The organism is Shigella sp. FC1661 (assembly GCF_001712525.1).
Lineage (GTDB): Bacteria > Pseudomonadota > Gammaproteobacteria > Enterobacterales > Enterobacteriaceae > Escherichia > Escherichia coli.
On record NZ_MDGW01000051.1, the window covers coordinates 1 to 10,442 of the forward strand.

General features: G+C 52.3%; 9 protein-coding genes, 3 pseudogenes and 1 riboswitch. Of the genes and pseudogenes, 8 read left to right on the top strand and 4 right to left on the bottom strand.

Annotation, left to right across the window (positions count from 1 at the left end; all coding sequences use genetic code 11):
* Positions 1-337: pseudogene (locus BFF42_RS03980) on the bottom strand (IS1 family transposase); the annotation flags it as partial.
* A gap of 232 nt (positions 338-569) precedes the next feature.
* Positions 570-1,919 carry a lysine-sensitive aspartokinase 3 gene (gene lysC / locus BFF42_RS03985; RefSeq protein ID WP_001290317.1) on the bottom strand — a complete coding sequence of 450 codons (1,350 nt, stop codon included), beginning with the start codon at positions 1,917-1,919 and terminating at the stop codon, positions 570-572.
* Between the two features lie 91 nt (positions 1,920-2,010).
* Positions 2,011-2,207, bottom strand: a riboswitch (Lysine riboswitch).
* Between the two features lie 236 nt (positions 2,208-2,443).
* Between lysC and pgi the strand changes: the two genes are divergently transcribed.
* The 5 genes and pseudogenes from pgi (at position 2,444) to BFF42_RS04010 (ending at position 8,379) form a co-directional block, all read left to right on the top strand.
* A complete protein-coding gene (gene pgi / locus BFF42_RS03990; protein ID WP_039060466.1) occupies positions 2,444-4,093 on the top strand; it encodes a glucose-6-phosphate isomerase in 1,650 nt (549 codons plus the stop codon).
* Positions 4,094-4,567: 474 nt separating this feature from the next.
* Positions 4,568-4,798 (top strand): exopolysaccharide production protein YjbE, encoded by a 231-nt coding sequence (gene yjbE, locus BFF42_RS03995; protein ID WP_032330467.1) that lies wholly within the window; start codon positions 4,568-4,570, stop codon positions 4,796-4,798.
* Between the two features lie 113 nt (positions 4,799-4,911).
* Positions 4,912-5,549 (top strand): annotated as a pseudogene (locus BFF42_RS04000) (YjbF family lipoprotein).
* On the top strand, positions 5,546-6,283 hold the full coding sequence (locus tag BFF42_RS04005; protein WP_039060467.1) for a capsule biosynthesis GfcC family protein: 738 nt from the start codon (positions 5,546-5,548) through the stop codon (positions 6,281-6,283). The pseudogene BFF42_RS04000 and the gene BFF42_RS04005 overlap by 4 nt, the downstream one beginning before the upstream one ends.
* Positions 6,283-8,379 carry a YjbH domain-containing protein gene (locus BFF42_RS04010; protein ID WP_039060469.1) on the top strand — a complete coding sequence of 699 codons (2,097 nt, stop codon included), beginning with the start codon at positions 6,283-6,285 and terminating at the stop codon, positions 8,377-8,379. The genes BFF42_RS04005 and BFF42_RS04010 overlap by 1 nt, the downstream gene beginning before the upstream one ends.
* A gap of 46 nt (positions 8,380-8,425) precedes the next feature.
* Here BFF42_RS04010 and BFF42_RS04015 read toward each other — a convergent pair whose 3' ends face one another.
* Complete coding sequence (locus BFF42_RS04015) at positions 8,426-8,704, bottom strand: periplasmic protein (RefSeq protein WP_001295279.1); 279 nt, start codon at positions 8,702-8,704, stop codon at positions 8,426-8,428.
* On the opposite strand from BFF42_RS04015, the gene BFF42_RS26740 reads away from it, so the two are divergent.
* Together BFF42_RS26740 and psiE are read left to right on the top strand one after the other, a co-directional pair.
* Positions 8,705-8,848 carry a hypothetical protein gene (locus tag BFF42_RS26740; RefSeq protein WP_000487782.1) on the top strand — a complete coding sequence of 48 codons (144 nt, stop codon included), beginning with the start codon at positions 8,705-8,707 and terminating at the stop codon, positions 8,846-8,848.
* 125 nt (positions 8,849-8,973) lie between these two features.
* Positions 8,974-9,372 carry a phosphate-starvation-inducible protein PsiE gene (psiE, locus tag BFF42_RS04020; RefSeq protein WP_000202906.1) on the top strand — a complete coding sequence of 133 codons (399 nt, stop codon included), beginning with the start codon at positions 8,974-8,976 and terminating at the stop codon, positions 9,370-9,372.
* Positions 9,373-9,415: 43 nt separating this feature from the next.
* Here the strand turns inward: psiE and BFF42_RS04025 are convergent.
* Positions 9,416-10,237: pseudogene (locus BFF42_RS04025) on the bottom strand (sugar porter family MFS transporter); the annotation flags it as partial.
* Between the two features lie 46 nt (positions 10,238-10,283).
* On the opposite strand from BFF42_RS04025, the gene BFF42_RS04030 reads away from it, so the two are divergent.
* A partial coding sequence (locus tag BFF42_RS04030; RefSeq protein WP_032277379.1) for an IS1 family transposase occupies positions 10,284-10,442 on the top strand: 159 nt, incomplete at its 3' end.

The following is a 10,442-nucleotide window of genomic DNA, read 5'->3' on the forward strand; positions in this document are numbered from 1 at the left end:
ATCCCCACTGTTCGTCCATTTCCGCGCAGACGATGACGTCACTGCCCGGCTGTATGCGCGAGGTTACCGACTGCGGCCTGAGTTTTTAAGTGACGTAAATCGTGTTGAGGCTAACGCCCATAATGCGTGCAGTTGCCCGGCATCCAACGCCATTCATGGCCATATCAATAATTTTCTGGTGCGTACCGGGTTGAGAAGCGGTGTAAGTGAACTGCAGTTGCCATGTTTTACGGCAGTGAGAGCAGAGATAGCGCTGATGTCCGGCAGTGCTTTTGCCGTTACGCACCACCCCGTCAGTAGCTGAACAGGAGGGACAGCTGATAGAAACAGAAGCCACTGGAGCACCTCAAAAACACCATCATACACTAAATCAGTAAGTTGGCAGCATCACCTGCCTTCTCTTAACTATTTATCTCTTTCGATAATTAATTAGAGATGCAGATAAAAAAATTAAAGGCAATTATTCTCGATAAAGACGTTGGTTAACAGAGTACAGGCTCGTTTATTGATAAGCATAGTGACAAGAAAATCAATACGGCCCGAAATATAGCTTCCAGGCCATACAGTATTTACTCAAACAAATTACTATGCAGTTTTTGCACCACCTGCTCGGCATCTTCGCCGGGCACCAGGAAGCACAGGTTATGGCTGGATGCGCCGTAACAAATCATGCGAATGTTGAACGGTTCCAGTACGCCGAATACCTCTTTGCCAACGCCGCAGGCTTTTGACAGGTCATTGCCAATCAACGCGACCAGCGCCAGACCTTCTTCTACTTCCACCCGGCACAGTGCGGAAAGCTCCATCAGCAGAGATTGCGTCAGCAACGTATCGCCAGTGGAGGTTGAACCGGTGGTATCAAGGGTTAATGCCACGCTCACTTCTGACGTGGTGATTAAGTCTACCGAAATATTATGCCGCGCGAGGATGCCGAAAACTTCCGCGAGGAAGCCGCGAGAATGCAGCATATTCAGGCTGTGCAAAGTGAGCAGAGTCTGATTGCGACGAAGCGCCAGCGCGCGGAACAGCGGAGGATTTTCAGTTTTATTGCACACCAGCGTACCACCTGCGCGTGGGTCTTTGCTGGAGCCGACAAAGACCGGGATATCGCTGCGTACTGCGGGTAGCAACGTTGCCGGATGCAGTACTTTTGCACCAAAAGTTGCCATCTCTGCCGCTTCGGCAAACGCGATTTCATCAATGCGTTTTGCTGCGGAAACTACGCGTGGATCGGTGGTGTAGATGCCCGGGACGTCGGTCCAGATATCAACACGAGATGCGTGTAAAGCCTCCGCCAGCAAGGCTGCCGTATAATCGCTGCCTCCACGGCCAAGCGTCGTTGTACGACCTTTATTTTCGCTACCGATAAATCCCTGGGTGATCACTAAGCCGTCATTGAGGCGTGGGAGCAGCTGCAGCGCGGCCAGTTCCGCCAGCGCGGCTACATCTGGCTCTGCACGACCAAATCGGTCGTTGGTACGCATCACTTTACGTACATCAAACCACTGTGCCTGAACATCGCGTTCGCGCAGGATTTCGACAAACAGCAGGGTCGACATCAGCTCGCCGTGGCTGACCAGCTCATCTGTCAGCGCCGGAGACGTTGCCAGCGCCGCCGCTTCTGCCAGAACAGTAATGTTCTCCAGCAGACGTTCAATCTCTTCACGGATAACGTTCGGGTAACGCAGACGTTCCAGAATGGCAAACTGGATGTTGCGAATAGCGTCGAGTTTTTCGAATCGCTCGCCAGGTTCCAGCCCTTCCGCTAAAGCGACCAGCAGATTAGTGATACCAGCAGAAGCCGAGAGGACTACTAAACGCACGTTGGCATCAGAAAGCACAATATCAGCGCTGCGGTTCATGGCGTCAAAATCAGCTACGCTGGTACCGCCAAATTTGGAGACAACAATTTCAGACATAACTACCTCGTGTCAGGGGATCCATTTTCAGCCTTGGCACAAGGGAAGAGCGGAAGACGGGTGGGCGCAGAGCGATACTTCGCTACTATTTTCACCCAGAAGTGCTCCACCACTTGCGAAACGCCCGACTGCGAACGCTTCTGGTGACAACCCAGGGGATTCAGCCCCTGTAGCCGATGATGAACGTGGCCAGCAGTTCAATCACCTCGGCGATGCACCCCCTCAGGTGTTATCACAGGACTGGCTCCTCCAACACCGTTACTTGGGCAACGCGCCTCTTCTGGCCTGCGCTAGCGCAGGTAGTACATTTATAAATAAAGGGTGAGCGGGGCGGTTGTCAACGACGGGGTCATGCGGATTTTTCATCCACTCCTGGCGGTCAGTAGTTCAGCTAATAAATGCTTCACTGCGCTAAGGGTTTACACTCAACATTACGCTAACGGCACTAAAACCATCACATTTTTCTGTGACTGGCGCTACAATCTTCCAAAGTCACAATTCTCAAAATCAGAAGAGTATTGCTAATGAAAAACATCAATCCAACGCAGACCGCTGCCTGGCAGGCACTACAGAAACACTTCGATGAAATGAAAGACGTTACGATCGCCGATCTTTTTGCTAAAGACGGCGATCGTTTTTCTAAGTTCTCCGCAACATTCGACGATCAGATGCTGGTGGATTACTCCAAAAACCGCATCACTGAAGAGACGCTGGCGAAATTACAGGATCTGGCGAAAGAGTGCGATCTGGCGGGCGCGATTAAGTCGATGTTCTCTGGCGAGAAGATCAACCGCACTGAAAACCGCGCCGTGCTGCACGTAGCGCTGCGTAACCGTAGCAATACCCCGATTCTGGTTGATGGCAAAGACGTAATGCCGGAAGTCAACGCGGTGCTGGAGAAGATGAAAACCTTCTCGGAAGCGATTATCTCCGGTGAGTGGAAGGGTTATACCGGCAAAGCAATCACTGACGTAGTGAACATCGGGATCGGTGGTTCTGACCTCGGCCCGAACATGGTGACCGAAGCACTGCGTCCGTACAAAAATCACCTGAACATGCACTTTGTTTCTAACGTCGATGGGACTCACATCGCTGAAGTGCTGAAAAAAGTAAACCCGGAAACCACGCTGTTCTTGGTAGCATCTAAAACCTTCACCACTCAGGAAACTATGACCAACGCCCATAGCGCGCGTGACTGGTTCCTGAAAGCGGCAGGTGATGAAAAACACGTTGCAAAACACTTTGCGGCGCTTTCCACCAATGCCAAAGCCGTTGGCGAGTTTGGTATTGATACTGCCAACATGTTCGAGTTCTGGGACTGGGTCGGCGGCCGTTACTCTTTGTGGTCAGCGATTGGCCTGTCGATTGTTCTCTCCATCGGCTTTGATAACTTCGTTGAACTGCTTTCTGGCGCACACGCGATGGACAAGCATTTCTCCACCACGCCTGCCGAGAAAAACCTGCCTGTCCTGCTGGCGCTGATTGGCATCTGGTACAACAATTTCTTTGGTGCGGAAACTGAAGCGATTCTGCCGTATGACCAGTATATGCACCGTTTCGCGGCGTACTTCCAGCAGGGCAATATGGAGTCCAACGGTAAGTATGTTGACCGTAACGGTAACGTTGTGGATTACCAGACTGGCCCGATTATCTGGGGTGAACCAGGCACTAACGGTCAGCACGCGTTCTACCAGCTGATCCACCAGGGAACCAAAATGGTACCGTGCGATTTCATCGCCCCGGCTATCACCCATAACCCGCTCTCTGATCACCACCAGAAACTGCTGTCTAACTTCTTCGCCCAGACCGAAGCGCTGGCGTTTGGTAAATCCCGCGAAGTGGTTGAGCAGGAATATCGCGATCAGGGTAAAGATCCGGCAACGCTTGACTACGTGGTGCCGTTCAAAGTGTTCGAAGGTAACCGCCCGACCAACTCCATCCTGCTGCGCGAAATCACTCCGTTCAGCCTGGGGGCGTTGATTGCGCTGTATGAGCACAAAATCTTTACTCAGGGCGTGATCCTGAACATCTTTACCTTCGACCAGTGGGGCGTGGAGTTGGGTAAACAACTGGCGAACCGTATTCTGCCAGAGCTGAAAGATGACAAAGAAATCAGCAGCCACGATAGCTCGACCAATGGTCTGATTAACCGCTATAAAGCGTGGCGCGGTTAATCATCATGCGTGCCTGATGCCGATATGTAGGCCGGATAAGGCGTTTACGCCGCATCCGGCAACCGGAGCCTGATGCCAATATCGACATTAATGCATAGTATGAGGAGTTAAATAACCTTAAAAACAATGCCGACAATAAGTCGGCATTGTTTTATCAGATAAATCCCCTTGTCTGTGATTTAACGGAAATCATACCGTGAGGTTAATCCTAAAATAGATTTTTAATCGTTGTTTATTTCGGAGAATACGCAGATTAATTACTTTTGTTTTTATTTTAAGTTTATGATTTTTATTGTTATTTAAATATAAGTTGAAGCTTATATTTGATATTCATTCCAATTGTCCTAAAACGCCATCGCTAATTCCCCGCGCCGTAATTCGCATGCTTTAGTTGTGTATACTCGATCCCGCCCGAAATGTTTTTGGGTAAATCTCCATTCATTCAATGAAGGGAAATTGTTATGAAAAAAAGTTCTGTATGGCATTTTTGCCATATCTGCGCTTGCGGCGACTTCTGCGTGGGCTGCACCTGTACAGGTGGGCGAAGCGGCAGGGTCGGCAGCAACGTCGGTTTCGGCGGGTAGTTCCTCCGCGACCAGCGTCAGCACCGTAAGCTCGGCGGTGGGTGTCGCGCTCGCGGCAACCGGTGGCGGTGATGGTTCTAATACCGGGACCACCACAACCACGACCACCAGTACCCAGTAATAAAGTATGTATCCCCAAAATAATTTGAGTCATTGCATCTGTGGCTTGAAGTATGAAGGGATTTACCATAACCACACTCCGGTGTGGTTATTCTGCCCCTCTGGAGAAGAGTCGTGAAGCGACCTGCACTCATTCTTATCTGCCTGCTATTACAGGCCTGTTCAGCCAGACTAAAGAGCTGGGCAATTCACTGTGGGACAGTCTGTTCGGCACGCCAGGCGTACAGCTGACGGACGATGATATTCAAAATATGCCCTACGCCAGCCAGTACATGCAGCTTAATGGCGGGCCGCAATTGTTTGTGGTGCTGGCCTTCGCTGAAGACGGACAACAAAAATGGGTCACTCAGGATCAAGCCACTCTTGTCACACAACATGGTCGTCTGGTGAAGACTTTGCTTGGCGGCGACAACCTGATTGAAGTGAATAACCTTGCCGCCGACCCGCTGATTAAACCCGCACAAATTGTTGATGGTGCAACATGGACGCGCACGATGGGCTGGACCGAGTACCAGCAGGTACGCTACGCCACCGCACGCTCAGTCTTCAAATGGGATGGCACCGATACCGTCAAAGTCGGCAGCGATGAAACCCTGGTTCGCGTGCTGGACGAAGAAGTCTCCACCGACCAGGCGCGCTGGCATAACCGCTACTGGATCGACAGCGAAGGGCAAATTCGCCAGTCGGAACAGTATCTCGGCGCGGATTATTTCCCGGTGAAAACCACTCTCATCAAGGCGGCAAAACAATGATTAAACAAACTTTTGTCGCGTTGCTTTTGAGTGTGGGAGCGTCATCGGTCTTCGCGGCAGGAACCGTCAAGGTGTTCAGCAATGGCAGCAGTGAGGCCAAAACACTAACAGGCGCAGAGCATTTAATCGATCTGGTAGGCCAACCGCGGCTGGCAAACAGCTGGTGGCCCGGTGCGGTGATTAGCGAAGAGCTGGCAACGGCGGCAGCATTGCGTCAGCAGCAGGCGTTGCTGACACGGCTGGCTGAACAGGCCGCAGACTCCAGCGCCGACGATGCCGCCGCCATTAACGCCTTACGCCAGCAAATTCAGGCGTTGAAAGTGACGGGCAGGCAAAAAATCAATCTTGATCCCGATATCGTGCGCGTTGCCGAACGCGGTAACCCACCGTTGCAGGGCAACTACACGCTGTGGGTCGGACCACCGCCGTCCACGGTCACGTTGTTCGGGCTTATCAGCCGTCCTGGCAAGCAGCCATTCACTCCAGGTCGCGACGTGGCGAGCTATCTCTCCGGGCAGAACCTGCTTAGCGGTGCGGATCGCAGCTACGCGTGGGTGGTTTACCCGGACGGACGCACGCAAAAAGCGCCGGTGGCTTACTGGAACAAGAGTCACGTAGAGCCGATGCCCGGCAGCATTATTTATGTTGGCCTCGCGGACTCCGTCTGGAGTGAGACGCCTGATGCCCTTAACGCCGACATTCTTCAGACTCTGACGCAGCGGATACCCCAATAATGAAAAAAAGACATCTGCTTAGCTTACTGGCGCTGGGCATTAGCATGGCTTGCTACGGCGAAACATATCCTGCGCCCATTGGCCCGTCGCAGTCGGATTTCGGTGGCGTAGGATTATTACAAACGCCCACCGCACGCATGGCGCGGGAAGGGGAGTTGAGCCTGAACTATCGCGATAACGATCAGTACCGTTATTACTCAGCTTCAGTGCAACTCTTCCCGTGGCTGGAAACAACGCTGCGCTACACCGACGTGCGCACCCGGCAGTACAGCAGCGTCGAAGCGTTCTCTGGCGATCAAACGTATAAAGATAAAGCCTTCGATCTCAAACTGCGTTTGTGGGAAGAGAGTTACTGGCTGCCGCAAGTGGCGGTTGGTGCGAGGGATATCGGCGGTACGGGGCTGTTTGATGCGGAATATCTTGTTGCCAGCAAAGCCTGGGGGCCGTTCGATTTTACGCTCGGCCTGGGCTGGGGTTATCTGGGCACCAGCGGTAATGTGAAAAATCCGCTCTGTTCAGCCAGTGATAAATATTGCTATCGCGATAACAGCTACAAACAGGCGGGATCTATCGACGGTAGCCAGATGTTCCACGGTCCTGCCTCACTGTTTGGCGGCGTGGAATACCAGACGCCCTGGCAACCGCTGCGCCTGAAACTGGAGTATGAAGGCAATAATTATCAGCAGGATTTTGTCGGGAAGCTGGAGCAAAAAAGTAAGTTTAACGTCGGTGCGATTTATCGCGTTACCGATTGGGCCGACGTTAACCTTAGCTATGAACGTGGCAACACCTTTATGTTTGGCGTCACGCTGCGCACCAACTTTAACGATCTGCGCCCGTCTTACAACGATAACGCCCGCCCGCAATATCAACCGCAGCCGCAGGATGCCATTTTGCAGCATTCGGTGGTGGCGAATCAGTTAACGCTGTTGAAATACAATGCCGGACTTGCCGATCCGCAGATCCAGGCGAAAGGCGATACGCTGTATGTCACCGGCGAGCAGGTGAAATATCGTGATTCGCGCGAAGGGATCATCCGTGCTAATCGGATCGTGATGAACGATCTGCCGGATGGGATCAAAACGATCCGCATTACGGAAAATCGTCTTAACATGCCGCAGGTGACGACGGAAACCGATGTCGCCAGCCTGAAAAATCATCTCGCCGGAGAGCCGTTGGGCCACGAAACGAAGCTGGCGCAAAAACGCGTCGAGCCAGTGGTTCCGCAGTCCACCGAGCAGGGCTGGTATATCGACAAATCACGCTTTGATTTCCATATCGATCCGGTGCTGAACCAGTCGGTCGGTGGCCCGGAAAACTTTTACATGTATCAGCTGGGCGTGATAGGAATGGCAGATTTGTGGCTGACGGACCATCTGCTGACCACCGGCAGCCTGTTTGCAAATCTTGCCAACAACTACGACAAGTTTAACTACACCAATCCGCCGCAGGACTCGCACTTACCGCGCGTTCGTACCCATGTGCGCGAGTATGTGCAGAACGATGTCTATGTGAATAACCTGCAAGCCAACTACTTCCAGCATCTGGGCAACGGCTTCTACGGTCAGGTCTATGGAGGTTATCTCGAAACCATGTTTGGCGGTGCGGGGGCCGAAGTGTTGTATCGTCCGCTGGACAGTAACTGGGCGTTTGGTCTGGATGCCAACTACGTTAAACAGCGCGACTGGCGTAGTGCAAAAGATATGATGAAATTCACCGACTACAGCGTGAAAACCGGACATCTGACCGCCTACTGGACGCCATCTTTCGCCCAGGACGTGTTGGTGAAAGCCAGCGTCGGGCAGTATCTGGCAGGGGATAAAGGCGGCACGCTGGAGATCGCCAAACGCTTTGACAGCGGCGTGGTGGTGGGTGGCTATGCCACGATCACCAACGTTTTGAAAGAGGAGTACGGCGAAGGGGACTTCACCAAAGGCGTGTATGTCTCGGTACCGTTGGATCTCTTCTCGTCTGGCCCGACACGCAGCCGTGCGGCGATTGGCTGGACGCCGCTGACGCGTGACGGTGGTCAGCAACTTGGGCGTAAGTTCCAGTTGTATGACATGACCAGCGACCGTAGCGTCAATTTCCGCTAAGTCATGGGAAAGGTGCCAGTTTTCGCACTCACTGGCACCTTCATTCTTAATGGCCTGTCGAGCCATCAGGAACGCAGTTCACCCCCGGTTTGCGATCTGGTGTGTAAAGGCGAAAACATTCTGTCTTCCTGTCCGTCGATATCGGTTGCAGGTCTGGTTGCCTGAGCGACTGGGCCATCATTGGGCTGGAGACATTGCTTTGCGGTAGGTCGGCTTTATCAGCAGTACCGAGCGGACCAGCATAAGCAGGAAGAACAGAGACTGATAACATCAAAGCAGCAAAATAAGGCTTCATTTTTACCACCTTTATCAGGTTACGTTTCATTTGTTCCAGAGGAACATTGTCGATTTTTCGCGCATTACTGGTGGCTGGGAATCACCTGAATGGGTGATTTTTGAATTACCGGCTTGGGTGCGGTTTGTCTTGCCGGATGCGCCGCCAGGCGCGGCTTATCCGGCCTACGGGTAGGTATATCCGGCTTTGGTGGAGGCGCGCTCCAAATCCAGGTTGAACAAAACATACACAAAAAATATAGATCTCCGTCACATTTTTGCGTTATACAGGAAGCTCGCCACTGTGAAGGAGGTACTGCTATGACGTCACTCTCTCGTCCGCGCGTGGAGTTTATCTCCACCATTTTGCAGACCGTACTCAATCTTGGCCTGCTGTGCCTCGGCCTGATTTTGGTTGTCTTCCTCGGCAAAGAAACGGTGCATCTGGCAGATGTGCTGTTCGCGCCAGAACAAACCAGCAAATATGAGCTGGTGGTTTACTTTCTCTATTTCGAATTTATCGCGCTGATTGTGAAGTACTTTCAGTCCGGTTTTCACTTCCCGCTACGTTACTTTGTCTATATTGGGATCACCGCCATTGTGCGCTTGATCATCGTCGATCATAAATCGCCACTGGATGTGTTGATCTACTCGGCTGCGATCCTGTTACTGGTGATCACTCTGTGGCTGTGTAATTCGAAACGGCTGAAGCGGGAGTAAAAAGACAGCACGCCGAACTGGCGCGGCGTGCTGGACAGGAAGATTACAGCGTAGCAGTTTGTTGTGTTTTCTTCGTTTCCGGTTCCCAGAGGGCTTCCAGCTCCTCAAGGGTTTTACCTTTGGTTTCCGGGACAAATTTCCACATAAATAGTGCTGCCAGAACGCCCATACACCCGTAAATCCAGTAGGAGAAACCGTTGTGGAAATGGGCCACCAGCTAGGAGTTTTTGTCCATCATCGGGAAGGTCCAGGAGACGAAGTAGTTCGCCAGCCACTGGGCCGCCACCGCGATTGCCAGCGCCTTACCACGAATAGCATTCGGGAAGATTTCCGACAGCAGTACCCAGCATACCGGACCCCAGGACATGGCAAAGGCAGCAACATAGAACAGCATCGACAGTAGCGCCACAATACCCGGTGCCTGAGTGTAAAACGCGGTACCGAGGCTAAACATACCGATTGCCATTCCGAGTGCGCCGATAATTTGCAGTGGCTTACGACCAAATTTATCCACCGTCATAATTGCCAGAACGGTGAAGGTGAGGTTGATAACTCCGACAATAATGGTCTGCAACAGCGCGATATCCGTGCTGGCCCCCAGCGTTTTGAACACTTCCGGCGCGTAGTACAGCACCACATTGATGCCGACAAATTGCTGGAAGATGGAGAGCATAACGCCGATGACAATCACGCCCACGCCAAACATCAGCAGACGACCACCGGTTTTGCGGCCATGATCCAGGGAGTGTTTAATTTCCTGTACTGCCTGAGTTGCAAGCGTGTTGCCCATAATTTTGCGCAGGATACTTTCCGCCTGTTCTTGCTTGCCGCGTGACATCAGCCAGCGAGGACTTTCGGTAATGCTGCCAACTTACTGATTTAGTGTATGATGGTGATTTTAAGGTGCTTGCGTGGCTTCCATTTCCATCAGATGTCCTTCCTGCTCCGCTACTGAAGGCGTGGTGCGTAACGGCAAAAGCACTGCCGGACATCAGCGCTATCTCTGCTCTCATTGCCGTAAAACATGGCAACTACAGTTCACTTACACCGCCTCTCAGCCCGGTACGCAC